20 protein-coding genes are annotated in these 25,936 nt (G+C 45.9%); 12 read left to right on the top strand and 8 right to left on the bottom strand.

What is annotated here, in order from left to right; genetic code table 11:
• The first annotated feature begins 99 nt into the window (after window positions 1-99).
• From IEY09_RS06585 to IEY09_RS06535, 11 genes are all read left to right on the top strand, one after another.
• Window positions 100-2,913 (top strand): transporter substrate-binding domain-containing protein, encoded by a 2,814-nt coding sequence (locus tag IEY09_RS06585; RefSeq protein WP_188870366.1) that lies wholly within the window; start codon window positions 100-102, stop codon window positions 2,911-2,913.
• 184 nt (window positions 2,914-3,097) lie between these two features.
• Window positions 3,098-4,873 carry an aspartate--tRNA ligase gene (gene aspS / locus IEY09_RS06580; protein ID WP_037430590.1) on the top strand — a complete coding sequence of 592 codons (1,776 nt, stop codon included), beginning with the start codon at window positions 3,098-3,100 and terminating at the stop codon, window positions 4,871-4,873.
• Between the two features lie 216 nt (window positions 4,874-5,089).
• The gene (locus IEY09_RS06575; protein WP_011622670.1) at window positions 5,090-5,836 is read left to right on the top strand and encodes a YebC/PmpR family DNA-binding transcriptional regulator; all 747 of its coding nucleotides are present in this window, start codon (window positions 5,090-5,092) and stop codon (window positions 5,834-5,836) included.
• A 188-nt stretch (window positions 5,837-6,024) separates the two neighbouring features.
• Window positions 6,025-6,546 carry a crossover junction endodeoxyribonuclease RuvC gene (ruvC, locus tag IEY09_RS06570; protein ID WP_088585612.1) on the top strand — a complete coding sequence of 174 codons (522 nt, stop codon included), beginning with the start codon at window positions 6,025-6,027 and terminating at the stop codon, window positions 6,544-6,546.
• Window positions 6,543-7,160 (top strand): Holliday junction branch migration protein RuvA, encoded by a 618-nt coding sequence (gene ruvA, locus IEY09_RS06565; RefSeq protein ID WP_088585611.1) that lies wholly within the window; start codon window positions 6,543-6,545, stop codon window positions 7,158-7,160. The genes ruvC and ruvA overlap by 4 nt, the downstream gene beginning before the upstream one ends.
• A 123-nt stretch (window positions 7,161-7,283) precedes the next feature.
• On the top strand, window positions 7,284-8,288 hold the full coding sequence (ruvB, locus tag IEY09_RS06560; protein ID WP_055648358.1) for a Holliday junction branch migration DNA helicase RuvB: 1,005 nt from the start codon (window positions 7,284-7,286) through the stop codon (window positions 8,286-8,288).
• Between the two features lie 785 nt (window positions 8,289-9,073).
• Window positions 9,074-11,581: a TonB-dependent receptor gene (locus tag IEY09_RS06555; RefSeq protein ID WP_188870364.1), complete on the top strand. Its 2,508-nt coding sequence runs from the start codon at window positions 9,074-9,076 to the stop codon at window positions 11,579-11,581.
• Between the two features lie 196 nt (window positions 11,582-11,777).
• A complete protein-coding gene (gene ssoR, locus IEY09_RS06550) occupies window positions 11,778-12,461 on the top strand; it encodes a response regulator transcription factor SsoR (RefSeq protein WP_188870362.1) in 684 nt (227 codons plus the stop codon).
• A 181-nt stretch (window positions 12,462-12,642) separates the two neighbouring features.
• Window positions 12,643-13,770: a M14 family metallopeptidase gene (locus IEY09_RS06545; RefSeq protein ID WP_188870360.1), complete on the top strand. Its 1,128-nt coding sequence runs from the start codon at window positions 12,643-12,645 to the stop codon at window positions 13,768-13,770.
• An 8-nt stretch (window positions 13,771-13,778) separates the two neighbouring features.
• Window positions 13,779-14,096, top strand: coding sequence for a hypothetical protein (locus tag IEY09_RS06540; protein ID WP_037418858.1), 318 nt, complete (start codon window positions 13,779-13,781; stop codon window positions 14,094-14,096).
• Window positions 14,093-14,374 carry a YeaC family protein gene (locus IEY09_RS06535; protein ID WP_037418861.1) on the top strand — a complete coding sequence of 94 codons (282 nt, stop codon included), beginning with the start codon at window positions 14,093-14,095 and terminating at the stop codon, window positions 14,372-14,374. Before IEY09_RS06540 ends, IEY09_RS06535 begins: the two co-directional genes overlap by 4 nt.
• Before the next feature lie 69 nt (window positions 14,375-14,443).
• On the opposite strand, the gene ansA is transcribed toward IEY09_RS06535, so the two are convergent.
• Together ansA and sppA are read right to left on the bottom strand one after the other, a co-directional pair.
• Window positions 14,444-15,457, bottom strand: coding sequence for an asparaginase (gene ansA, locus IEY09_RS06530; RefSeq protein ID WP_037418865.1), 1,014 nt, complete (start codon window positions 15,455-15,457; stop codon window positions 14,444-14,446).
• A gap of 110 nt (window positions 15,458-15,567) precedes the next feature.
• A complete protein-coding gene (gene sppA, locus IEY09_RS06525) occupies window positions 15,568-17,412 on the bottom strand; it encodes a signal peptide peptidase SppA (RefSeq protein ID WP_188870358.1) in 1,845 nt (614 codons plus the stop codon).
• A gap of 165 nt (window positions 17,413-17,577) precedes the next feature.
• Here sppA and IEY09_RS06520 point away from each other — a divergent pair, with 165 nt between their 5' ends.
• Window positions 17,578-19,596, top strand: a complete 2,019-nt coding sequence (locus tag IEY09_RS06520) for an oxidoreductase (RefSeq protein ID WP_069454980.1) — start codon at window positions 17,578-17,580, stop codon at window positions 19,594-19,596.
• A gap of 100 nt (window positions 19,597-19,696) precedes the next feature.
• On the opposite strand, the gene IEY09_RS06515 is transcribed toward IEY09_RS06520, so the two are convergent.
• From IEY09_RS06515 to ubiG, 6 genes are all read right to left on the bottom strand, one after another.
• Window positions 19,697-19,954 (bottom strand): nuclear transport factor 2 family protein, encoded by a 258-nt coding sequence (locus IEY09_RS06515; RefSeq protein WP_229777733.1) that lies wholly within the window; start codon window positions 19,952-19,954, stop codon window positions 19,697-19,699.
• A 34-nt stretch (window positions 19,955-19,988) separates the two neighbouring features.
• Window positions 19,989-20,408 (bottom strand): class I ribonucleotide reductase maintenance protein YfaE, encoded by a 420-nt coding sequence (gene yfaE / locus IEY09_RS06510; RefSeq protein ID WP_188870356.1) that lies wholly within the window; start codon window positions 20,406-20,408, stop codon window positions 19,989-19,991.
• A gap of 33 nt (window positions 20,409-20,441) precedes the next feature.
• On the bottom strand, window positions 20,442-21,572 hold the full coding sequence (nrdB, locus tag IEY09_RS06505; RefSeq protein WP_188870354.1) for a class Ia ribonucleoside-diphosphate reductase subunit beta: 1,131 nt from the start codon (window positions 21,570-21,572) through the stop codon (window positions 20,442-20,444).
• A gap of 61 nt (window positions 21,573-21,633) precedes the next feature.
• Entirely contained in the window at window positions 21,634-23,922 is a 2,289-nt protein-coding gene (gene nrdA, locus IEY09_RS06500; RefSeq protein ID WP_188870352.1) for a class 1a ribonucleoside-diphosphate reductase subunit alpha, read from the bottom strand.
• Window positions 23,923-24,367: 445 nt separating this feature from the next.
• Complete coding sequence (locus IEY09_RS06495; protein ID WP_099458105.1) at window positions 24,368-25,042, bottom strand: HAD family hydrolase; 675 nt, start codon at window positions 25,040-25,042, stop codon at window positions 24,368-24,370.
• A 1-nt stretch (window position 25,043) separates the two neighbouring features.
• A complete protein-coding gene (gene ubiG, locus IEY09_RS06490; RefSeq protein ID WP_037418885.1) occupies window positions 25,044-25,754 on the bottom strand; it encodes a bifunctional 2-polyprenyl-6-hydroxyphenol methylase/3-demethylubiquinol 3-O-methyltransferase UbiG in 711 nt (236 codons plus the stop codon).
• Window positions 25,755-25,936: the final 182 nt, after the last annotated feature.

Here is a 25,936-nt window from a genome sequence, read left to right as displayed (position 1 = left end):
AGCAGCAAGTCTCGGGCTAGTAATTTGCCAGAAATTTCTGTCTAATATGCGATAAATAACAAAGTATTTACATTGTACATCAGGTACTAGGGACCCCAGTTGAAGTTAGTGTTCCAGCTTATTGTGATCCTGTGTTGTGTTTTTTCGAACAACACAGTTAATGCCAGTCAAGGACCGACTGATTCGCTTATCGTGGTGATGGGGGAAGACAGCTTTCCCTATCAATTTGTGGATAACGAGGGCGAAGCCACGGGGTTACTAGTCGATCTTTGGAAGGAGTGGGGTAAACGTACCGATACCTCACTTGTTTTTGTTGCGCGACACTGGAATGAATCCCTCGTACAGTTACAACAGGGAAACGCCCAAGTGCATATTGGCATGGGTAAAACCCCGGAGCGTGAACAACTATTTGATTTTGCCGATCCGATTGCTGATGTTCGCACCTATTTGTATTTACATAAATCCTTGCAGGGCAAAAAAAACATTAAAGAATTGGTGCCTTACCAGATTGGAATTGTGTCCGGTTCTTCCCATGAAGCGGAATTACGCCGTATCGAACCGGCCTTAGTATTTAAATATTATGAAAGCCGTGAAAAGCTACTTGCAGGTGTGGCGGCGGGTGACACTGTGGTGTTTGCGGGGCTTGACGGTTATCTTCGCGATCCTTCCTCTAACCAAACGATCGCAGCAAATTTTCCTCTCAATATTCGTATCCCCATTAAAGCGATGCAATTTGTGCCTGCGGTGATGAAGCACAATACCGCCTTACTGAATAAAATTAAGGCGGGTTTTAATGCTCTTGACCCTAAATTTATCCAACAAACTGAGCGTCGCTGGTTGGGTTACCACGGCCAAAAAGCGGGATTGATAGTCGCGATGCAACTGGGGGTTGAACCTTTTGTTGATTTAGGTGTTGATGGTTTACCCCATGGTTTTTATGTGGATCTTTGGCGACTATGGTCGGCTAAAACGGGGATTGATGTCGATTTTATCTCAGGCGATATGAACGGCAGTGTTAACGATGTACGTCAAGGGTTAGCCGATGCTCATATTGGTTATCCCGAGAGTGATGACATGAAAACGGGGTTAACTCGTGCGTGGCACTTGTATACGGTAAAGAGTCGACTGTTTTTGTATCAACAGCAATTAACTGATTTACATCGCTTAAAAGGTAAACGTATTGGTGTTGTGCCAACGGCGCCATATTTAGTCCAGTTACGCAAAGCACTGCCAGATGTGTCATTGCGTTACTATGACAGTATGGATGCAATGGTCGCTGGTGCAAGAGCGGGCGAGATTGTTGGGTTTGTTGCTGCGGGAGCATGGACTACCCATTATCTTTTGCAAAACAAAGCATGGGCCGATTTTAATCAATACCCTGAGCTGGAATTTCCTACCGATATCTATGTATTAACTCGAAGCGATGATCCTGGACTGACTCAACGGATCAGCAATGGATTTCACAGCATTAGCATGCAGGAATTTGCTGATGTTGAACAAAAATGGATGCTTAACCCTAAAGACCGTATTTTTAATCAGGCAGGCTTACGCAGTATCCAACTCTCAAGCAGCGAACAAAACTATCTTTCACAATTGGGTGAACTCAAACTGGGTTATCTTAAGCAGTGGCCGCCCATGGAGTTTAGTGATGAACAAGGGCAATTCGCGGGCATTAATAGTGATATCGTAAATATGTTCGCCCAGCAATTGCATCTTAAGATCCAACCCGTTGCGTTTGATGATTGGCAGTCGCTTATTCGCGCATTGCGAACAGGAGAGATTGCACTGGCGGGCAGTATTGCTAAAACCGCTGAGCGGCAACAGCATGTGGTTTTTAGTGATGCCTATTGGCCATCGCCATGGGGGTTAGTATCGCAGCTTGAACAAGTCTCTGTCTTTAATTTGGCACAATTGGCAGGTCAGAGAGTGGCCGTGGTTGAAGGCTATCATCTTGTCGCTCAACTAATGATGCTACAACCTTCGCTGAAGCTCGTATTGGTACCCGATACGCACTCAGGGCTTTTAGCGGTAAATGAAGGTAATGCCGATGTGTTTATTGATAAGGTGGTGACGCTAGCCTCTGAGTTAAAAACAGGCCAGTATCCTTTACTTAAAATGTCACTCTTAAGCGATTTAGCCGACCAGCATAGTCATTTTGGTATAAATCCGCAATTTACCCCATTGGCACCATTAATCAACCGAGTATTAGCGCAGATCGATCAGCAAAAGCAGCAACAAATCTATTCCCATTGGGTGAATTTCGCGATTGCCACTGACGATGGGCAATACTTGCGTTGGATCCGCTATTTATTGCTTGGAGCGTTGAGTTTATCGGTGGTGATGATCGCGGTATTAGTGGTTAATCGTCGTCTAAATCGTGAGATCACGCGCCGTATTGCGGCGGAAAAACGTTTGCAATACGTTGCGAACCATGATGCATTAACCCAGTTACCTAATCGAGGCTTACTCGATGATCGATTATCGCAGGCACTATTAGCCCATCGTCGCGATCAGAGCCATTTTGCGCTGCTGTTTATTGATTTAGATGGATTCAAACAAATCAATGATCAGCATGGACATCCAATAGGTGATGCCTTGCTTCTACGGGTGGCGGGATTACTGACGCAAGCCGTTCGCCATTCTGATACTGTGGCTCGATTTGGCGGCGATGAGTTTGTTATCCTGCTAAATCGTGTGCAAGATCTCGATGCCGCGACCCAAGTTGCTGATAATATTCTGCACTCGCTTTCATCGCCCTTCACTTTTGAAGGCGTAAAGGTAGAAATTGCTGTGAGTATCGGTGTGGTGATTTATCCCCGCGATGGTGATACGGCGATTGAATTGTTAAAAAAAGCGGATCAATTAATGTATCAAGCCAAAACGGCGGGTGGGCGTTGCTACCGCGTGGCTTGATGTTTTTTTGTACGTTTATGCATAGATAGTGCGTTCGCCTCTAGTCAAGGGCGTAAAACTGTTTGATACTTCACCGCCTAAAAGTGAAGTACTTTGGTAATCGGCATTATTTGACTATAATGCCGCTTTTATCTCGTTTTGATTATTTCCAAAGCACCGGTTTCCGGATAAAGGATAGAGTTAGATGCGCAGTCATTATTGTGGAGACGTCAATAAGTCTCACGTTGGACAAGAAGTTACCTTGGTAGGTTGGGTTAATCGTAGCCGTGATTTGGGTGGCGTAGTCTTTTTAGATTTAAGAGACAGAGAAGGTCTGGTCCAAGTGGTTTACGATCCAGATTTACCTGAAGTGTTCAATGTGGCTAGCACACTGCGCGCTGAGTTTTGTGTGCAGGTAAAAGGCGTGGTTCGTGCACGTCCTGATAGCCAAGTTAACGCACAAATGAAAACTGGCGAAATTGAAGTGTTGGGTAAAGCACTAACTATTATCAACAGTTCTGAGCCACTGCCGCTGAGCTTAGATAACTATCAAAACAACAGTGAAGAACAGCGTTTAAAATATCGTTATTTAGATTTACGTCGCCCAGAAATGGCACAGCGGTTAATGTTCCGCGCGAAAGTGACCAGTGCTGTGCGTCGTTTCCTCGACTCAAACGGTTTCTTAGATATTGAAACGCCGATCCTGACCAAGGCAACCCCAGAAGGTGCCCGTGACTATTTAGTGCCGAGCCGTACATATAAAGGTCAATTTTTCGCACTGCCACAATCACCACAGCTATTTAAACAGCTGCTGATGATGTCAGGCTTTGACCGTTACTATCAAATCGTAAAATGCTTCCGTGACGAAGATTTACGTGCTGATCGTCAGCCAGAATTTACTCAAATCGATATCGAAACGTCTTTCATGAGCTCAGAGCAAGTGATGGCGAAAACCGAAGAGATGATGCGTGGTCTGTTCCTTGAGATGCTGAATGTCGATTTAGGCGAATTCCCGCGCATGACCTACAACGAAGCCATGCGTCGTTTTGGTTCAGACAAGCCCGATTTACGTAACCCATTAGAGCTGGTGGACGTGGCTGACTTGCTCAAAGAAGTAGAGTTTGCGGTATTCTCAGGTCCAGCCAATGATGAAGAAGGCCGTGTTGCGGCGCTGCGTATTCCTGGCGGTGCAAGCCTGTCTCGTAAGCAAATCGACGATTACACTAAGTTTGTTGGCATCTACGGCGCCAAGGGCTTAGCGTGGATGAAGCTAAACGACCTTACTCAAGGCCTAGAAGGCATTCAATCGCCTGTGCTTAAGTTCTTGAATGAGAACATTGTTAACGAAATCATCAGCCGCACTGGCGCACAAACGGGCGATATTATTCTGTTTGGTGCTGATCAAGCGACTGTGGTTGCCGAATCTATGGGCGCACTGCGTCTTAAAGCCGGTGAAGACTTTAATCTGCTTGAAGGTCAATGGCGTCCATTGTGGGTGGTTGACTTCCCAATGTTTGAGAAGATCAACGGCAGCTTCCACGCGGTTCACCATCCATTTACCGCTCCGCGCGGCGTGACACCTCAAGAGCTAGAAGCCAATCCTGCTAACCGTGTGTCAGATGCCTACGACATGGTATTAAACGGCTGTGAATTAGGTGGTGGTTCGGTACGTATCCACAACCAAGAGATGCAGTCTGCGGTATTCCGCATTCTTGGCATTACCGATGAAGAAGCGAAAGAGAAATTCGGCTTCTTACTCGAAGCGTTACGTTACGGTACGCCACCACATGCAGGTTTAGCCTTTGGTTTAGACCGCATCATCATGCTGATGACGGGCGCAAGCTCAATCCGTGATGTGATGGCATTCCCGAAAACCACCACAGCGGCGTGCCCGTTAACCAATGCGCCAGGTTTTGCTAATCCACAACAATTAGCTGAACTAGGTATTTCCGTGGTGAAAGCCGCGAAGACTGAAGACTAATCTTTAGCGATTATCGAGTACCGAGGCGCAAGCCTCGGTCTATTTTTATCCCGTCATTTCATTTCTTATCAATATCTGCGTTATCGACGTCACTGAACTTGCCGTCATTCACTGTGTAAAGGAACATTGAGTAAAGGCGCCTTATTCGAGGCACCGTCAAGGTTACCTTAGGCTATTGATAAGATGTGCAATGGCTACATGTAGAGGAGAACTCCCATGGCTGGTCATAGTAAGTGGGCCAATATTAAGCACCGCAAAGCAGCGCAAGATGCCAAGCGCGGTAAACTCTTTACCAAATTTATCCGTGAGTTAACGGTTTCAGCCCGCGAAGGCGGCTCAGATCCCGATTCAAATCCGCGTCTGCGAATCGCCATCGATAAGGCGCTCGGCGGCAACATGACCCGCGATACCATTGAGCGCGCGATTAAGCGCGGTGCTGGCGAGCTTGAAGGTCAGCAGCTCGAAACCATTATTTACGAAGGTTACGGCCCAGGCGGCACCGCGGTGATGGTGGAAACCATGACCGATAACCGTAACCGTACCGTCAGCGGCGTACGTAATGCCTTTAGCAAATCGGGCGGTAACTTAGGAACCGATGGTTCGGTTGCCTATTTGTTCACTAAACGCGGAGTATTGTCCTATGCGCCTGGCACCGATGAAGATGCCTTGATGGATGCGGCGCTCGAAGCGGGCGCCGAAGATGTGGTGAGTTACGATGATGGTGCGATTGACGTATTTACCGAACCGACCGAGTTTTACGGGGTGAAAGATGCCCTCGATGCCGCAGGGTTTGTCAGTGATAACGCCGAAATCGCGATGATAGCCTCGACCAAAGCCGAGTTAGATGCCGAGACTGCCGAGAAGTTTATGCGCCTTATCGATACCCTCGAAGAGCACGATGATGTGCAAGAGGTGTATCATAATGCCGAAATTTCTGATGAGATTATGGAAAGTTTGGGTTAAGCCAACTTGGGGAGGTACAAGTGTTTGCAAGCTAGATGCTGAGTAAGACAACGTGTCTTCTTTGGTTGAATGAACGCGAGCAGGTTTTGAGTGGTTCTTTAATGGTTCTTTAATCAGTCATGATTTGGTTGAGGCGCTGTTAAGACGCAAATCGACCGATTTACGTAAGGCGCACGCATAAGGAAACAATGGCAATTATTTTAGGTGTAGACCCAGGTTCGCGGATCACAGGTTACGGTGTTATCCAATGCCAAGGGCGACAGCAACTTTATTTAGGCAGTGGCTGCATTCGTACCTCGGGTGATGATTTGCCGTTAAGATTAAAGCAGATCTTTGATGGGATCAGTGAAATTATTCGCCAATATCAACCCGATGAGTTTGCGATTGAGCGGGTATTTTTGGCTAAAAATGCTGACTCAGCTTTGAAATTGGGTCAAGCCCGTGGCGCAGCAATTGTCGCAGCAACCGTGGCGAATTTACCTGTTACAGAATACAGCGCAACACAGATAAAAAATGCGGTGGTAGGGACGGGACGTGCCAAGAAAGAGCAGGTTCAACATATGATCCAGCAATTGCTTAAGCTTCCAGCTGCACCACAGGCAGACGCCGCGGATGCACTCGGCGTTGCAGTATGTCATTATCACACCAATCAAAGTTTGGTTGCCTTAAGCGGCCGAGCAACAACAAGAACATATGGACGGTACAGATGATAGGTCGTTTACGTGGCGTATTAATAGAAAAACAAGCGCCAGAGGTGTTGATTGATGTGAATGGGGTCGGTTACGAATTACAAATGCCGCTGACTAGCTTTTATGAGCTCCCTGAACTCAATCAACCGACCACGGTTTATACTCATTTTGTTGTGCGTGAAGACGCCCAGCTGCTGTATGGTTTTATCACCAAACAAGAGCGTTCACTGTTTCGCTTATTGATTAAGGCTAACGGTGTTGGCCCAAAACTCGCATTAACAATTCTTTCTGGCATGACGGCCAGTGAATTTGTGGGCTGTGTTGAGCGCGATGATATAGTGACACTGGTAAAATTACCCGGTGTCGGTAAAAAGACCGCCGAACGTTTATTGGTTGAGATGCGCGATAAATTGAAGAGCTTAATGGAGGCATCCGTAGGTTCTGAGCGTGAGTTTGTGCTGCAATCCAACTACTCACCAGCACCGACGGCCAACAGTGCCGAAGAGGATGCCATTTCAGCCTTGATCTCCCTCGGCTATAAACCGCCACAGGCGAGTAAAGCCGTATCTGCCGCCTATAAAGAAGGCATGGACAGTGAGACCTTGATTAAAGCCGCGTTAAAATCGATGCTCTAATGCATGGTTTTGATTGAGGCAGTTTATTGCGGTGCGTGATTTTTGCAGCCAAGCAGGCTGCAACTGCAGCAAAATAGCAAGTACCGTATGTCAAGAATGCAATGCGGTAACAGGAATAGGTAAATGATTGAAGCAGATAGACTGATACAGCCACAGCTGCAAGGTCAAGATGATGTTATCGATAGGGCAATGCGCCCTAAATTGCTCGATGAATACACTGGGCAGGATGATACGCGCGCTCAATTAAAGGTATTCATTCAAGCGGCCAAGAATCGCGAAGAAGCCTTAGATCATATGTTGATCTACGGTCCGCCAGGTTTAGGTAAAACCACCTTGGCGATGATTGTCGCCAATGAAATGGGCGTCAATATTAAATCGACCTCGGGTCCCGTGTTGGAAAAAGCAGGGGATTTAGCGGCGCTGCTGACTAACCTCGAAGCGGGTGATGTACTTTTCATCGATGAAATCCATCGATTAAGTCCAGTGGTTGAGGAGATCTTGTATCCGGCGATGGAAGACTATCAACTGGATATCATGATTGGTGAAGGACCTGCAGCGCGTTCCATTAAGCTCGATTTACCACCTTTTACTTTAGTCGGCGCGACCACGCGGGCGGGGGCCTTAACCTCTCCGCTAAGGGCGCGTTTTGGCATCCCGCTGCGACTTGAGTTTTATAATGTCAAAGATTTAAGCACCATTGTGACCCGTTCTGCCCAAGTGATGGGATTAGCCATTGATAGTGAGGGCGCAACCGAAATTGCCAAACGTTCACGCGGTACGCCAAGGATTGCCAATCGGTTACTCCGGCGGGTGCGTGATTATGCCGAAGTGCAACACGATGGAGCTGTGACTCGACATGTTGCTGAGCTGGCGCTCAATTTACTCGATGTCGATGGCGAAGGCTTCGATTATATGGACCGCAAATTGCTACTCGCGATTATCGATAAGTTTATGGGCGGCCCCGTGGGTCTTGATAACCTCGCAGCAGCAATTGGTGAGGAGCGCGAAACCATTGAAGATGTGCTCGAACCTTTCCTTATTCAACAAGGTTTTATCCAACGCACTCCCCGTGGCAGGATCGCAACGGCCAGAGCGTATTTACACTTTGGAATGATAAAACCAGAGTGATCGCTAAATAGTGTTATCTATTGCTTAATATAAAAGCGACTTAGGTCGCTTTTATATTTTTTGAATAGAAATAGATGAAACCTGGATTTAATTTAATCCTTATTGTTTTTATTAGCTTTTTACGTAATCTCTGCAAGTAATTTAAGTGATGCGTTATTGAGTGTTGTTTGATTGTATATCATCTATCTTCTTCGTATTTTCGTCATCTTAATGCATTTTTGTCCCTTAACGATTGTCCCAATAGCAAATTAGTTCTCAATTTATAAATTGACAATTAATTGTTGCATTTGTGTTTAAAATTCCCTGGGTTTGCATAAAAACCACACCTTATTCATTTTGTATCCATTAACTCACCAAAACTACTTATGTTTTCTCAATTCTTAGTATTGCAAAGATTGCTAATATGCATATTTTCTCATAATTAATCGATACATTATTCTGTGCGCAAGACTGTTTACCTTTGATAAGGTGTGACATATATCACACTTTTGAAGTGTTTAGATGTTTTTTAAATGTTGCATTGTTAACAGTTGTTGTGTCTATCTGAAATCAGTTTTATTGGTGTTTTATGCTGAATAAATCTAAAAGAAAGTGCACACGATCTTTTTGAAACAAATAAAAAACAAAGTAACTAAATAAATTAAACATTTTGATTTTTAAAGTTAAAAAAATGAACGTTGACTGAATGAAAGTGAATCCTCAGTATCAAGCGCAACAGTCGTACAGCAATAGTTGTACATACTGTAAGCATAAAAATAATAGTAAGATCTAGGGAGCATTCATTCATGATAAAAAGAACCAAAGTTGCGTCGGCTATCAATTTAGCTGTCGTTAGCTCAATTGCTGCTGGTACCTTCGTGGTATCAAGCGCATTTGCAGCTGAAGAGACTGCAAAAGTCGAGCGTATTGAAGTCACGGGTTCACGTATTCAACGTCAAGATATGGAAACAGCTTCTCCTGTTACCGTTATTGATGCTGCTGCAATCAAAGCCGAAGGCTTTACCTCTGTAGACCAAATGCTACAAGTACAAACCTCAATGGCAGGTGCTGCGGTAGGTTCAACCACTAACAACGGTGCTGACGGTGTTGCCCAAGTTGACTTACGTGGTATGGGCTCGCAACGTACTCTCGTACTATTAAACGGTCGTCGCATGGTGAACTCAGGTTCAGGTGCTGACAGTTCTGTGGATTTAAACTCTATCCCTGTTGCGATGATCGCTCGCGTTGAAATCCTGAAAGACGGTGCTTCAGCGGTATACGGTTCTGATGCGATTGCTGGTGTAGTGAACATCATCACCAAAAAAGATTTTGAAGGTTTCCAATTAGACTTCAACGGTAGCGGCACCGACAAGGGTGACGGCGAAAACGGTGATGTGAGCGCACTGTATGGCTTTAACACCGATGGTGGCAACTACACCTTTGGTGCAGCTTATGCTGATCGTCGTGGTGTAATCCAAGGTGACCGCGATTGGACTGAGCCAGGTGCAAGTTCTTATATCCCAACAGGCACCTTAGGCGGTAAAGTTCAAGATGCAAACGGCAACTGGGTTGACCGTACTTATGGTTATGATTTTACACAAGATAGTTACTATCAAACTCCAAATGAGCGTCGTAGTTTATTTGCAAACATGACTCAAGAGTTAGGTAATGATGTGGTATTAACTGCTGACGCTATCTACACTAACCGTCGATCTAATCAGCAAATGGCCGCACAACCTGCTGAAGTTTTCTTAGATGTTTGTAAAACGGCAGGTCAAAAGGATTGTTTGACCCTTGATCAAGCAATGATCGCCGGTGGTATCACTGCAAATAAAGATGATCAAGTTAGTTACCGTCGCCGTACTAATGACGTTGGTCCACGCATTTACACTCAAGATACTGATACTTGGCGTTTATCTGGTGGTTTAGCGGGTACTCTAGATGTACATACTGGTATGAACTGGGATGTGACTTACACCTATGGTAAGAACCAAGCTAAAACCGCAGTAGAAAACTCAATCAACGGTTCTGATATGAAAGCTTCAGTGCTGGCAAATCAAGCTGCATGGTTCAGTGGTGCGCCATTAACTCAGCAAATGATTGACGCGATTAGCTACACAGAAGAAGCTAAAGGGGGTAACGAGCAACAAACGCTATCTGCTGGCTTAAACGGTGAGTTATTCGATTTGAGTGCAGGTGCTGTAGGTTTCGCTATCGGTGCTGAGTACCGTCGTGAAAGTGGTTTCTACACGCCAGACGAAGTGGTTATCGCTGGTGAAAGTACTTCAGCCCAACAAGACCCAACTAAAGGTAATTACAACGTAGTATCTTTCTTCCAAGAAGTGAGCGTACCATTTACGGAAAAACTGACAGGTGAATTCGCGCTGCGTTTAGACGATTACTCAACCTTCGGTAAAGCGACTACTTGGAAAGTTGGTTTAACTTACACTGCGACTGATGAGCTGATGGTTCGTACTGTGGCTGCTACGGGCTTCCGTGCACCAAGCGTTGCAGAATTGTATGGCGGTAACTCTGGTTCATTCGATTACTTAACGGATCCATGGGGTAATATTAAGGATGCACAGATCCTAGTAAACCGTACTTCAGATCCAAACCTGAAGCCTGAAGAGTCAGAGTCATATACTGCTGGATTAGTATATTCTCCTAGCTATATCGACGGTATGTCTGTGACATTAGACTACTGGCGTTTCAAGGTGAGTGATGCTATTGCTCGTGCAAATACTCAAGACGGTTTAGATGCGTGTTTTGCGGGTGATACCGCTGCTTGTGACAAGTTCAACATTGGAGCAGGTGGCGATTTAACCAATCTGTCAAATGCGCTGACAAACGTGGGTTCTCAAGATACAAGCGGTATTGACTTTAACTTAGCCTATAACTTCGAGTTAATTGGCTTAGATTGGAAAGTAAGCAACGATACAACCTACTTAGTGCAATTCGAGCAGGACGGTGTTGATTACACTGGCACTATTGATGGTAACTTCGGTGCATATTCTCGCGTGCGTAACAACTTCAGCATCAGTGCTGGTCAAGACGATTGGAGTGTCATGTACTTCAACCGTTACATCGGTGACATGCGTGATCTTGAAGGTGGTAACAAAGTGGGTGATATCGTTTATCATAACATTTCTGGTACCTATCACGTTAACGACAGCACTGCAGTTAGCTTAGGTGTGAAGAACTTTACCGATGAAAAACCATTGACTGTATCTAACGGTAGTGATGGTGGTACTGTTCCAGAAGTTTACGACACTATCGGCCGTACTATTTACGGTGGTGTAACTGTTAAGTTCTAATATTAACTAGAACTCACCCTAAAAAAGCGCCTTCGGGCGCTTTTTTGTTTTTGTGCAAAAGGTTACAAGCGTTATCTATCGCTGCCAACTTGATCACAATTAAGTAAATACTGATTTTTAATCTTCTTCTTATGCTAGAGCCAAACATCTAGGTATGGTAACATAAATGATATTGATTATCGTTTGGTGTTTTAAGATGAGTAGAATACTGTTAGTCGATGATGATCCATTATTCCGAGTGTGGTTAACTGATGTGCTCCGAGCACAAGGACATGAGGTTGAATGTGCCGTTAACGGTGTTGATGGGCTTTCACGCATTCGCTCCTTTGCGCCCGAGATTGTTATGCTCGATCTGGTGATGCCGCAAATGGATGGTTTTGAGCTTTTACAGGCAAGGGATTGTTTGACTCCGATAATGATGTTGTCTGCCCGCGATAATGAAGAAGACAGGATCAGAAGCTATGAACTCGGGGCGGATGACTTCTTAGCTAAACCCTTTAGTATTAAAGAGTTATTGGTACGTTTGCAGGCGATTGAGCGACGGTTAGTGCAGCGGCATAAGCCACTAATGGCAATAGATCAAACCGCAGCCATTCAATCGATTAAGTTTGACGAAACCGCCTACAGGATAACCATCGACAAGCATGCCGTGGAGCTAACCCAAACTGAGTTTAGGTTATTTAAGTACCTGTTTGAACGAAAAGGGCAAGTGATCACTAAGCAAGAGCTGCAAAAGTCCGTTTTGCAGAAGGACTTAGGGCGGTTTGATCGTAATTTAGATATGCATATCAGTAATACTCGGCGAAAACTCGCTAATACTCGCTTACCGCGTACCTTAATCAACACTGTTCGCGGTCAAGGATATAGCTTTAGCACTTAAATGATGATGTAAATGGATTTGCCTTAGGCACTGATTAATTAAAGCGTGATTGATGGCTTCTTAGGCAATTTTACTCGCTTTCATTTTCCCCAGATACGGATTTGGTTTATTCTAACGGGCATTATAGTAGATGCGTATTTTGCATCATTACCCTCACATGAATAACCAAGTAGGAATCAGTATGCGGATCAGTGCCAATTTTGATGGCGGAAATATCCAAGTCATTAATCTTGATAATAAAGACGATATTCAACTGGCAATCCGTCCCGATGCGGGCGGTGAGTTTTATCAATGGTTCAACTTCCGATTCGAAGGTGAGGTGGGAAACCAGTACACCTTAAATATTATCAATGCGGGCACCGCTTCCTATCCTAAGGGCTGGCAAGATTACCACGCAGTCGCCAGTTACGATCGTCAGCATTGGTTCCGTGTACCAACTCAATATATTGATGGCAAACTCAGTATCCAGCTTGAACTTGATTGTGATGCGATTCAAATCGCTTACTTTGCCCCGTACAGCTATGAGCGTCACTTAGATTTACTCAGCAACGCACAATTGCATCCCGATGTTAATCTTGAACATTTAGGCTTAACCTTAGATGGCCGTGATATTACCCTGATGAAAGTGGGCGATGGCAATCCTGATAAACGCAATATTTGGATCACCGCAAGGCAACATCCCGGTGAGACCATGGCGGAATGGTTAGTCGAAGGCTTAGTAAATCGTTTGCTGGATAATGATTGTCCAACGGCAAAAGCGTTGCTCGATAAAGCGAACTTCTACATAGTGCCTAATATGAACCCGGATGGCAGCGTAAGAGGCCATCTGCGTACCAATGCGATTGGGGTTAACCTTAACCGTGAATGGCAAACCCCGAGCTTAGAAAGAAGCCCTGAGGTCTACCATGTAGTGCATAAGATGCAGCAAACGGGTGTAGATTTATTTTACGATGTTCATGGTGATGAAGGTCTTCCCTATGTTTTCCTCGCGGGTTGTGAGGGTGTACCAGCTTACAATGAGCGATTGGCGCAGCTGCAAGCGAACTTTAGTCAGGCATTAACCTTAGCCAGTGCCGATTTCCAAACCGAGTTTGGGTACGCTAAAGACGAGCCTGGTCAAGCCAACTTGACCGTGGCGTCTAATTGGGTGGCGCAAACCTTCGATTGCTTGTCGAACACCTTAGAAATGCCTTTTAAAGACAACAATAACCTGCAAGATCCGTTTGTGGGTTGGTCACCTGAGCGCAGTATTTATTTAGGCGAAGCGTCATTGATTGCCATGCTCGCCGTGGTTGATAAGTTAAGATAGGTGCGACTATGGCATTAATCGAATGTCCAATCTGCCGTAAACGGATGTCGAGCAAAGCGCCAGCTTGCCCGCATTGTGAGGCAAAAACTAATGGTGATAATAGCTCGCTCGTACGGATCAGTCATATCCAAAAATCCAGCAGCTTAATGAACCAAAGCTTTGTTGCCATGACGCTGTTTATTGCGGGGGTGGTGATTTGGTTTTGGGGTGGAGAGCCCGCCGAAGGCGTACGCGCGACCATTGGTGCCATCTGTTTTGTCTTTGGTTTTGTGGGCTATTTAATTACCCGCGTTAGAATCGTATTACATAAGCGAAAGAGTGTATGACCGACATTAATCAAGTAATCGACCAAATGCCTGAAGAAGTCTATGAAAGGCTGCGTAGCGCTGCTGAATTAGGCAAATGGGAAGATGGCACAGTATTGACCGAAGCCCAGCGTGAATCGACTCTTCAAGTGGTGATGCTCTATCAGGCGCGCCGTTTAGATCAAACGGAGCATTTCACCATAGGTGCTGGCGGAAAATTAAATGAGCTGTCAAAGGCGGAGTTGAAGAAACAATTCCGTGGCGAGTCGATAGCCGAGTTTAAAGCTGACGACCTGTAATCTCAGTTGACGCAACGTAGTAAAAAAGCCCACTAATGTGGGCTTTTTTACTACGCAAAGTTGCGATCCTTAATCGGGGCTGAGCTCACCAACTAAGTTTTGCAACATAGCAGCCTTAATTTCGCTCGGCTTTAAGTTTTTCGACAGCAGATAATGTAACTTAGCCAATGCAGCCTCAATGGTCATATCTGCGCCACTGATCACGCCTGCTTTAGCGAGGGCGTTTCCCGTTGCATAACCGCCCATATTCACTTTGCCTTGGAAACACTGAGTTAGGTTCACTAACACAATTCCCCGTTCATCCGCTTGCTTTAGGGTATCAAGTAATGCCGTATCTTGCGGTGCATTCCCTACACCAAAGGTCAGTAAAATGAGCGCCTTAACGGGTTGCTGTAGAATATTCTCAAAAATCTGCGTGGAGATACCAGGGTATAGGGTGACCACACCGACAGGCTGAGGGCTGATATTAGCGACTTCTAACGGCTTATCGCTTGGCGTGGCAATTTTACCTGCGCGCAGATTAATTTTGATCCCCGCTTCAAGCAGTAAGGGGAAGTTTGGTGAGGCAAAGGCATCGAAGCCGTCGGCATGGGCTTTGGTGGAACGATTGCCACGAAATAGTTTGTTATTAAAGAATAAGCAAACCTCAGCCACTGGATAATTAGCAGCGATATACAAAGAGTTGAGTAGGTTGGTTTGGCCGTCGGAACGCAACTGCGCCAAGGGGATTTGTGAGCCGGTGACAATAACAGGCTTTGACAGGCCTTGAAGCATAAAGGATAAGGCCGATGCAGTATAGGCCATGGTATCAGTGCCGTGGAGGATCACAAAGCCATCGTACTTGTCATAATTGGCTTTGATATCATCGGCAATCATTTGCCAGTCGGTCGGTGCCATGTTTGATGAGTCGATGAGCGGGCAGTACTCGTGGATCACAAACTCAGGCATTTCAGCATGGTAAAACTCGGGCATGGATTGGACGCATTGGGTCAAAAATCCTGCTACTGGTGCAAAGCCATTATCGGTTTTTTGCATGCCTATGGTGCCGCCCGTGTAGGCGACATAAATGGAGCGTTTAGTCATTCTTGTCGTTATCTTAGCTTCACGTGGGCTAATTATACGATTTTGCTGACATAAACCCAATAAAAAAGCCCGAGGTATCGGGCTTTTGTGTCTTTCATCTTGAGTCTGCGCTAGTTGATCGCACAGCTGTCACAATATACATACACATGGTTAGGGTCGTTAAAGGCCGCTATAGTCTTTAAGCTACCGGTCCATTGGCTCAGCATTTGCTCAAGCAGCGTTGAATGGCTGAGTGAAGCGGGTAAATAAGCCGACACAGAGGCAAACATTTGCTGCACAAAACGCTGCTCAGGTGTGAGCTCTTGCTCAATCACACGGGTATCGAACAGGCTTAAATCCGCCAGTTTTGCTGCTTTCGCGACAGCTTGGTCTATATCACCTAGCTCATCAACTAAGCCTAATTCTAGGGCTTTTTTACCACTCCACACACGGCCTTGGGCGATGTTATCCACTTGTTCTAAGGTCATTTTTCGTTCCTTAGCCACCAGTGAAATAAAGTCTAAGTAGCCACGCTCAATATGGCGCTGGATTACCGATTCAATTTGTGGAGAGAGGGTGCGCGTGACTGATAAACCCGCCCATTCAGAGGTTGATACGCCGTCGGTATGAATGCCTAAGCTGGCGAGTGAATCTTCGAAGGTGGTGATCATCCCGAAGATGCCGATAGAGCCCGTCAGTGTTGTTGGTGTCGCGAAGATATAATCGGCGCTGGCCGAAATCCAATAACCGCCGGATGCCGCAAGGCTACCCATACTGACCACCACAGGTTTACCCGCCGCTTTGAGGGCGAGTAATTCTTGGCGGATTTGCTCCGAGGCAAAGGCGCTACCGCCAGGGCTGTCAACTCGTAACACCAGTGCTTTAATATGTTTATCAAATCGCGCCTTACGAATGAGTTCAGCCGTGCTATCGCCACCAATCTGGCCGGCGGGTTGGCTGCCATTTAAAATAGTGCCGCTGGCAACGATAATACCAACACTGTCTTGCTCAACAAAGCTTGGTAAAGGTGTCACTAGGGTTAAATAGTCGTAAAAGCTGACTTGCTTAAAGCTGTCACCCGACTTTTCTTTACCCACGGTCTCAAGCATAACTTTGCGGAAATCTTCATCGGTCGCTAGGGTATCGACCCATTTCATATTGAGGGCCATAGTCGCAGAATCGCCCTCAGCCTTATCGAGTTGCGCGAGGTAATTTGCCGAGTCTAAAACCAAGGCTTTGGTATCAATTTGGCGATTTGTCGCCACCGTTTGAGTGTAACTTTGCCAAACATCAGCAAGTAGGACGTTGCTGGCCTCTCTGGCCGCATCTGACATATCGTCACGCATATAAGGTTCTACTGCGGATTTAAACGTCCCAACACGGAAAATATGTGCTTTTATCTTGAGTTTTTCGAGGGCGGATTTGAAGTATTGGTTATACATACTTAATCCCTCAAGTGAGACGCTACCTTGAGGGTTGAGATAGATGGTATCGGCAAAACTGGCAAGAAAATATTGGTTTTGTTCGTAATAGTTACCAATCGCTACGACCTTTTTGCCGCTTTCTTTAAAACGATTTAAGGCGTCGCCAATGGATTGTAATTTGCTGATCCCCGCACGTTTTAGCTCTGACAAGTCTAAGACTATAGTGCTTATCCTGTTATCGTGCGCCGCGTTATCAATCACATAGATAATATCCGCCAGTAGGATTTCGCCATCGCTGCTGCCGTTATTACCTTGCTTGAGTGCGGCTTCAAGCGGGTCGACCTGTTGTTTTTGATCAACAATCGATCCCGCAAGATTAAGTACCAGTGCCGAATTATCTTCGACCTGAATATCTTCACTACTGCCAATGACAATCAGAATCATGGCGAGGAGGCCAAAAAAGATCAGGTTGAGTATGAATTTACGGATCCCGTTAAGGGCGTTCCAAATGAATAAGCATATTCTCTTGAAAAACGATGGGTTAGCGGACATTAGCCACTCCTTTGCATATCGAATGTGCCAATGCTAACTGAAAATCTCTTCACTGGCTAAACACAATTGTAAAGGTTTTTAACTTTTAACCCGTTAGCAACAGTTGAGCTTACATTTGACTCAAGGTATGCTCATTTAAATCACTTGTTTAAAAAGGATGTTTGAATGTCGTTTCCCCATTTATTAGAACCCTTAGATCTGGGATTTACCCAGCTCAAAAACCGTGTGTTGATGGGCTCCATGCACACGGGGTTAGAAGAAGAAAAGGGCGGATTTGAGAAACTGGCAGCGTTTTATAAAGAGCGTGCGTTGGGCGGTGTAGGATTGATCGTCACTGGCGGAATTTCACCAAACCTACGTGGCCGCTTAACTCCCCATGCTTGTCAGTTGAGTTTCCCCTGGCAAGTAGGCAAGCACCGCATTGTGACTCAAGCGGTGCATGAAGCCGGAGGTAAAATCTGTATGCAAATCCTGCATGCTGGCCGCTATGGTTATCATCCTTTTTCGCAGGCACCGAGTAAAATCAAATCGCCGATTACTCCCTTTACGCCTTCGGCCATGTCGAGCCGTCAAGTACGCGCCACCATTAAGGATTACGCCAGTTCTGCCGCCTTAGCGAAAAGAGCAGGGTATGATGGCGTTGAAGTGATGGGCTCTGAGGGGTATTTGATCAACCAATTTATCAGTTCCCGGACCAATACGCGCACCGATGAATGGGGCGGCAGTTTTGAAAAACGCGCGCAATTTCCGCTAGAGATTGTGAATGCCATTCGTGCCAAAGTGGGCAAAGACTTTATCATTATTTTCCGTTTATCTATGCTCGACTTAGTCGATAACGGCTCCACTTGGGACGAAGTTGTGCAACTGGCCAAATGGCTTGAACATGCGGGAGTGTCTATTATCAATACTGGGATTGGCTGGCATGAGGCCCGTGTGCCAACCATTGCGACTAGCGTGCCCCGCGGCGCCTTTGCTTGGGTAACTGAAAAACTTAAGAAGTCGGTTTCAGTGCCCTTGATTGCCACAAACCGTATTAATACGCCTGAGATTGGCGAGCAAATCATCGCCTCTGGTCAAGCGGACATGGTATCTATGGCGAGGCCGTTTCTGGCCGATCCTGAGTTTGTGAATAAAGCGGCGGCCAATACGCCAGAGCTGATTAATACCTGTATTGGTTGTAATCAGGCCTGTTTAGATCATACCTTCTCTCTGAAACGTGCCACTTGCTTGGTCAATCCTCGTGCCTGTTATGAGACCGAAATAAACTTTTTACCTACCAATAAAAAGAAGCGAATTGCAGTGATGGGCGCGGGTCCCGCAGGCATGGCATTTTCGGTGTATGCAGCGATGCGTGGTCATGAAGTCGTGCTTTTTGAGGCGAAATCAGAGGTGGGTGGTCAGTTTAATCTGGCACGTAAAATCCCAGGAAAAGAAGAGTTTAACGAGACAATCCGTTATTTCCTCAATCAAATCAAACTGTATAAAATTGATCTGCGCTTAAATACCCGCTTGGATGCTAAGGTACTGGAAACCGAAACGTTTGATGAAATCGTCATTGCTTCCGGCGTGGTCCCGCGCGAGTTGAGCTTGCCAGGATTTGATAGCCCCAAAGTGGTGGATTATCAACAGGTGCTGACGGGCCAAGCTACGATTGGCAACAAAGTGGCCCTGATTGGTGCTGGCGGTATTGGCTTTGATATGGCGCATTACCTCTGCGAATCTGAGTCTAGCACCCTCAATCCTGAAAAATGGTTAAAGCAGTGGGGTATAGACAAGCAATATCAGCATGCGGGTGGATTAGCCGAGCCTGAAGTGGATAATAGCGATCACAGACAAGTTTATTTGCTGCAACGTAAGACCTCTAAGATGGGCCAAGGTTTAGGTAAAACCACCGGTTGGATCCACCGTTTAGTGTTAAAACAGCACAATGTGAAAATGAAAACCGGCGTCAACTATGAAAAGTTTGATGACGCTGGCCTACATATTCGGGTTGGTGAGCAAACTGAAGTGCTAGCCGTGGATAATGTGATCCTCTGCGCCGGACAAGAATCAAACCGCACCTTAGTCGATGAGATGAAAGCAACGGGTATTCCAGTGCATTTGATTGGCGGTGTTGATGTGGCCGCCGAGCTCGATGCAAAGCGTGCCATTCGTCAAGGCGCCGAGCTTGCTATGCGGCTGTAGTTTTTAAGCGGTTTATCCTAAAAAATGCCTGAGTCAGACTCAGGCTTTTTTGTTGATTGATATGAAGATAAGCGCTTATCTATATGAGTGGGCCATTTGCTTAGTTGGGTAAATGCCCATAACTGACGACTCTAGTGACTTGCCACTGGCCATTGGTGTGTTGCCAGACCATTAAAAATTTGGCTTTGCCGTCACAACTGCCAGTTTCTTGGCTGCAAAATTTATGTACACCCTCTGTTATCGCGCCAAAGTCCTTGATGGGATAGGCTTGAAAGCTCTCTTCAACCAGTGAGCGGGTGTATTTACCACAGGCATAGTTTTTAGTGTTGTTGATCATCGACTCGCGAACCCAAGTCACACCCGAAAATGCCTAAGAGTTTAAGACAACTATTTTAGTCTTCAACCACTTCTTGCTGTGGCACGGCTTTGAGGTTGGCGGTTTTACGTGTAGATGTAGACTGAGCGCGGGTGTGGCAAGAATAGGTCACCACGGCAGCGCCTTCGGGCGATAAGTCGAGTTCTAAATCTTCGCTGGGTATACAGCAGCAGGGCAGACATTCGTCGGCATTGAGATTGGCTAGAGGCTCGGTTAAATAGCTGACACGACCACTAAGCACTTTTGTTTTACAGGCACCACAAAAGCCACTACGACATTCAGAGAAAATTCTGACTTTTTTGGCTTCAAGAGCTTGCAGTAAAGAGCCGTGCTGCGGGGTAAATAGCAGCACAGGTTGCCCTTGCAGGCGCACAATGGGCGCCTTGGCAAAGGGATTATTCAATGGATGGCTCTTTAGCTGGTTCGACTTAGTCATTTCGTAATCTAGTCATTTCACAATCAAAAGTGATTAGAGATCGAAATCAAGAAATTCATCACTGTCGACGGCTGCATCGATTTGGCCGACCAGATAGGATGACACTTCCACTTCTTGCGGAGCAACTTGCACTGCGTCACTCTCTAACCAGTTTTTCATCCATGGCAGTGGGTTAGTTTGTTCTGCATAAGGTAGCGGTAGGTTAACTGACTTCATCCGTTGGTTGGTAATGTACTCAACATATTGGCAGAGGATCTGCTCGTTTAGACCGATCATTGAGCCGTCTTTGAACAGGTATTTCGCCCATTCTTTTTCTTGTTCGGCGGCTTTTAGGAACAGGTTATAGGCTTCCTGTTGGCATTCTGTGGCAATCTCGGCCATCTCAGGATCGTCTTTGCCGCCCTGCATAATGGTTAAGATATGCTGAGTGCTGTTTAAGTGCAGCGCCTCGTCACGGGCGATAAGACGAATAATTTTCGCGTTACCTTCCATAAGTTTACGCTCAGCGAAGGCAAATGAGCAGGCAAAACTGACGTAAAAGCGAATCGCTTCGAGGGCGTTAACTGACATCATGCACAGGTACAACGCTTTCTTTAGCGTGCGAGTGTTGACTTCAATCGGCTCGCCATCAATCACATGGGTGCCTTTGCCTAACAGGTGGTAAACCTGCGTCAGCTTGATTAAGTGATCGTAATATTCAGCAATGTCAGTCGCGCGGCGCAGGATCTCTTGATTCACCACGATATCGTCAAAAATCACTGAAGGATCGTTGACGATATTGCGAATAATATGAGTGTATGAGCGCGAATGAATGGTCTCGGAGAATGACCAGGTTTCAATCCAGGTTTCTAACTCAGGCAGTGACACCAGTGGCAAAAAAGCTACGTTAGGCGAGCGACCTTGAATTGAATCGAGCAGCGTTTGGTATTTCAGGTTCGAAATAAAAATATGCTTTTCATGATCGGGTAGTGAGTTGTAGTCGATTTTATCGCGGCTCACATCGACTTCCTCTGGGCGCCAGAAGAAAGACAGCTGCTTTTCAATTAGTTTTTCAAACACTTCATATTTTTGTTGGTCATAACGTGCGACGTTTACCGATTGTCCGAAGAACATGGGTTCACGGGTGGCATCGTTGGGTGTTTGGCAAAAAGTAGAGTAGGTCATGGTACGAGTATTCCAATAAGTCGGGATCCCATTGGGATCCCGCAACCGTTAACATTGAAGATTAGATTTTGCAAGCGCCGCCAGCACAGCCGTCATCTTCTTTCTCTATGTTGGTAATGTCATCGTGTTGATCCGATGCACCATCGCGAGTGTTATGGTAGTACAGCGTTTTTACACCTAACTTGTAGGCATTGAGTAAGTCTTTTAGCAGGGTCTGCATTGGGACTTTACGGCCCTCAAAACGCGCTGGATCATAGTTTGTGTTGGCCGAAATCGCTTGGTCAACGAACTTTTGCATGATACCCACAAGTTGTAAGTAACCTTCGTTGCTTGGCATTTGCCATAACAGCTCGTAGTTGTATTTCAGCTCATCAAAATCGGGTACAACTTGCTTTAACTGGCCATCTTTACTGGCTTTCACACTGATCAAGCCGCGTGGCGGTTCGATACCGTTGGTGGCGTTTGAGATCTGTGATGAAGTCTCAGACGGCATCAGTGCAGACAATGTCGAGTTACGTAAACCGTATTCTTTGATATCTTGACGTAGTGTTTCCCAGTCTAAATGCAATGGCTCACTGCAAATCTTATCTAGGTCACGTTTGTAGGTATCGATAGGTAAAATACCTTGAGCGTAAGTGGTCTCATTAAATAATGGGCACGCACCTTGCTCTTTTGCCAGATTCATTGACGCTTTGAGCAGATAAAACTGAATCGCTTCAAAGGTCTTGTGAGTCAGATTGTTCGCGCTACCATCGGAGTACTTCATACCATTCTTCGCTAAATAGTTAGCGAAGTTGATAACACCAATCCCTAAGGTACGACGGTTCATCGACGAAATCTGCGCCGCTTTGATTGGATAATCTTGGTAATCCAGCAGGTTATCTAAGGCTCGCACGGCTAAATCAGCTAATGGCTCCAGTTCCGCTAAATCGGTAATTGTCCCCAGGTTTAATGCCGACAGTGTACAAAGGGCGATTTCGCCGTTTGGATCGTCAATGTTATTCAATGGCTTAGTCGGCAGCGCGATTTCAAGGCAGAGGTTAGACTGTCTGATCGGTGCAACTTTTGAGTCAAATGGACTGTGGGTGTTACAGTGATCCACGTTTTGAATGTAGATACGGCCCGTTGAAGCACGTTCTTGCATCATCAATGAGAACAGATCCACCGCTTTTAATGTCTTTTTGCGAATGCTGCTGTCTTGCTCATATTGCAGATATAAACGCTCAAATTCAGCTTGGTCTTCAAAGAAGGCATCGTAAAGACCGGGTACGTCCGATGGGCTGAACAGGCTGATGTTTTCACCTTTGATCAGACGTTGATACATCAGTTTATTCAGTTGCACGCCGTAGTCTAAATGACGGATACGGTTATCTTCAACGCCACGGTTATTTTTCAGTACTAGCAGCGATTCAACTTCTAAGTGCCAAATAGGATAGAAGAGGGTAGCTGCACCGCCGCGCACGCCGCCTTGCGAGCACGATTTCACCGCAGTTTGGAAATACTTGTAGAAAGGTAAGCAACCCGTGTGGAAGGCTTCGCCACCACGGATTGGGCTTCCTAATGCACGGATACGACCGGCGTTGATACCGATACCAGCGCGTTGGCTCACGTATTTTACGATAGATGATGCTGTCGCGTTGATTGAATCCAAGCTATCGCCACATTCAATCAGTACGCATGAGCTAAACTGACGAGTCGGCGTACGCACTCCCGCCATGATAGGCGTTGGCAGTGAAATCTTAAAAGTCGATACCGCATCGTAAAAATCTTTGACGTATTGCAGACGCGTAGCTTTTGGATAGCGGGCAAACAAACAGGCCGCCACCAGAATATAGAGGAACTGGGCGCTCTCATAAATCTCGTGGGTGACGCGGTTTTGAACCAGATATTTACCTTCAAGCTGTTTAACGGCTGCGTAAGAGAAGTTCATATCGCGCCAATGGTCGATATAAGTATCCATAATATCGAGTTCTTCGCGGGTGTAATCCTGCAGAATATGCATATCATACTTACCCAACTCTACCAGCTTAGTGACATGGTCATATAACTTGGGCGGCTCGAACTGACCAAAAGCCTTCTTACGCAAATGGAATACGGCTAAACGCGCAGCCAGAAACTGATAATCGGGTGACTCAGGGGAAATTAAATCCGCCGCAGATTTGATGATCGTTTCGTGGATAGCTTCGGTTGGGATCCCATCGAAAAACTGTAAATGCGTGCGAAGTTCAACTTCAGAAACAGAAACGTTTTTTAATCCCTTGGCTGCCCAAGTAATTACGCGGTGTATTTTGTCGAGATCAATTGTCTCACGTGCACCACAGCGTTTTGTAACTGTCATATTGCTATTCATTGAAGAGAGGCCTTGGTTCTGATATCTGTTCAGGTGAACTAAGTCACCGTACGTTTCCTTGTAAAACAATCAACCTGAAAACCCTTAATACTGTTGACTATGGTGAAAATAGTCGATTTAGCGGGGAACTTCTAGTGTGTCTGATTGCTACCTATACACAAGATATGGTGTTTTAAATAATCTGAGATACAAGATAGTGAGGTTTGCTATTATTTGCAAGTCTCAATTTAGGGGGTATCTTGTGGATATCTTGAGGATAAAAAAATGCGTTAGTAATGACTAACCCTGTAGCTCAAATTGAGATTAGCGTGCGTTTGATATGGCGAATTTTTATTCCGATCCCGCAGTGTGATCGATCGCTAAAATAAGCAGCGATCACGATCGCGGGGATTGACCCATAGCGTTAATTCTATTAATAGCTATCAGCAAGAATCCTGATTCGTGCTTATTTTGTTAACGCTTGGCTTAGTGCCGAATGTAAATTCGAAGGCGTCGTAAACTGTGCATAGGCAGGCCATGCATCGGGTGTATCGTCCTCGCCCAAATATCCCCACAGCGCTACACCGCCGAGCATGCCCGCCGCTTGGGCTGCGAGTAAATCCCGCTCGGCATCGCCTAAATAAAGGATTTGCTGTGGCTTGCACTGCAACTGCTGTGCGCCCAATAGCATAGGTGCGGTATGGGGCTTAGGGTAACGGGTCGAATCGCCGCTGATCATCACTGGCATACGCGAGCTGAGCTTAAGCTTATGTAACAGGGGACGAGTAAAACGGGCAGGTTTATTGGTGATGACTCCAAATGGCACGCGGCATAACTCGAGCCAGTCAAGCAGTGGGGAAATACCTTCAAACAATTGGCAATGGTCGCCATTGATCCTTTGATAGTGGGCAAGGAGTCCTTGCTGGACTTGGGTGCGTAGCACCTCATCTGCACCAGGAATGGCCGCATCGACTAAGGCAAAGCTGCCATGGGAGGCGGCGCTACGCATGTCTGCAAAGGGTTTTGCCAGGATACCGACATCAGACAAACTGAGGTTAAGGGCCTGAACCAGATCCGGCGCGGTATCGGCAAGGGTACCATCAAGGTCGAATAAGACCCCTTTAACCTCAGCTAAACTCATCTTAATCTGCCTTTTGCGTTGCAATCATATAGTTTACATCGACCTTAGATGTGTACTTAAAAATCCCTGTTAACGGGTTATAAGTGATCCCAAGGGCGTCTTTGCAGATGAGGTCGGTGTTATCGACTAACTCAATCAATTCAGAAGGTTTAATAAACTTATTATGATCATGAGTGCCAATCGGTAACATCTTCAGTAGATATTCAGCACCGATAATGGTTTCGACAAAGGATTTAACATTGCGATTAATCGTGGAAAAAAACACAAAACCACCGGGTTTTACCATATCGCAGCAGGCTTGGATCACTGATTGGGGATTGGGTACGTGTTCGAGCATCTCCATGCAGGTCACCACATCATAGTATTCGCGGTGATCTTCCCTATGAGCCTCGGCGGTGTTTTTCACGTAATTGATGCTCACACCGGTTTCCAGCGCATGCAAGCGTGCAACTTCTAACGGTTCTTCACCCATATCAAGACCATCAACCACTGCACCGATGCGCGCCATGCTTTCGGATAAAATGCCACCGCCACAGCCGACGTCGAGCACTTTTTTACCAAAAATCCCGCCAGCGGTCTGATCGATATAGTTTAAGCGAAGGGGATTTAATAGATGCAGCGGTTTAAACTCGCCATTGAGATCCCACCAGGTTTCGGCCATACGTTCAAACTTTGCGATTTCCTGTGGGTCTACGTTGGTATTCTGTTGCATGCGATTACCTAAAGCGGCTGAATAGTGCGGCTATTATAACGACAATGGTGGATAAACACAGTATTGGCTGATTCTAAGTCTTTGTGGTTGAGTGAAATTTCAGCAATTATCATTAATTCTTAAATACTTTGTGAAGCGGAGCGGTTTTTCTGCTCGGATATTAATCAAGTCTTGGACTCAAT

Origin of the sequence: Shewanella xiamenensis, assembly GCF_014647135.1 — a bacterium.
Taxonomy (GTDB): domain Bacteria; phylum Pseudomonadota; class Gammaproteobacteria; order Enterobacterales; family Shewanellaceae; genus Shewanella; species Shewanella xiamenensis.
The sequence above is the reverse complement of the archived record's forward strand: the minus strand, read 5'-3'. Positions and strand labels throughout refer to the sequence as shown.

Coding starts and splice junctions, on each gene's coding strand:
- IEY09_RS06540 (WP_037418858.1), top strand. CDS start 13,779: ATGGCATTAATCGAATGTCCAATCTGCCGTAAACGGATGTCGAGCAAA.
- ruvA (WP_088585611.1), top strand. CDS start 6,543: ATGATAGGTCGTTTACGTGGCGTATTAATAGAAAAACAAGCGCCAGAG.
- nrdA (WP_188870352.1), bottom strand. CDS start 23,922: ATGAATAGCAATATGACAGTTACAAAACGCTGTGGTGCACGTGAGACA.
- IEY09_RS06520 (WP_069454980.1), top strand. CDS start 17,578: ATGTCGTTTCCCCATTTATTAGAACCCTTAGATCTGGGATTTACCCAG.
- ssoR (WP_188870362.1), top strand. CDS start 11,778: ATGAGTAGAATACTGTTAGTCGATGATGATCCATTATTCCGAGTGTGG.
- ruvB (WP_055648358.1), top strand. CDS start 7,284: ATGATTGAAGCAGATAGACTGATACAGCCACAGCTGCAAGGTCAAGAT.
- IEY09_RS06495 (WP_099458105.1), bottom strand. CDS start 25,042: ATGAGTTTAGCTGAGGTTAAAGGGGTCTTATTCGACCTTGATGGTACC.
- IEY09_RS06555 (WP_188870364.1), top strand. CDS start 9,074: ATGATAAAAAGAACCAAAGTTGCGTCGGCTATCAATTTAGCTGTCGTT.
- yfaE (WP_188870356.1), bottom strand. CDS start 20,408: ATGACTAAGTCGAACCAGCTAAAGAGCCATCCATTGAATAATCCCTTT.
- aspS (WP_037430590.1), top strand. CDS start 3,098: ATGCGCAGTCATTATTGTGGAGACGTCAATAAGTCTCACGTTGGACAA.
- IEY09_RS06575 (WP_011622670.1), top strand. CDS start 5,090: ATGGCTGGTCATAGTAAGTGGGCCAATATTAAGCACCGCAAAGCAGCG.
- ubiG (WP_037418885.1), bottom strand. CDS start 25,754: ATGCAACAGAATACCAACGTAGACCCACAGGAAATCGCAAAGTTTGAA.
- IEY09_RS06535 (WP_037418861.1), top strand. CDS start 14,093: ATGACCGACATTAATCAAGTAATCGACCAAATGCCTGAAGAAGTCTAT.
- ansA (WP_037418865.1), bottom strand. CDS start 15,457: ATGACTAAACGCTCCATTTATGTCGCCTACACGGGCGGCACCATAGGC.
- sppA (WP_188870358.1), bottom strand. CDS start 17,412: ATGTCCGCTAACCCATCGTTTTTCAAGAGAATATGCTTATTCATTTGG.
- ruvC (WP_088585612.1), top strand. CDS start 6,025: ATGGCAATTATTTTAGGTGTAGACCCAGGTTCGCGGATCACAGGTTAC.
- nrdB (WP_188870354.1), bottom strand. CDS start 21,572: ATGACCTACTCTACTTTTTGCCAAACACCCAACGATGCCACCCGTGAA.
- IEY09_RS06545 (WP_188870360.1), top strand. CDS start 12,643: ATGCGGATCAGTGCCAATTTTGATGGCGGAAATATCCAAGTCATTAAT.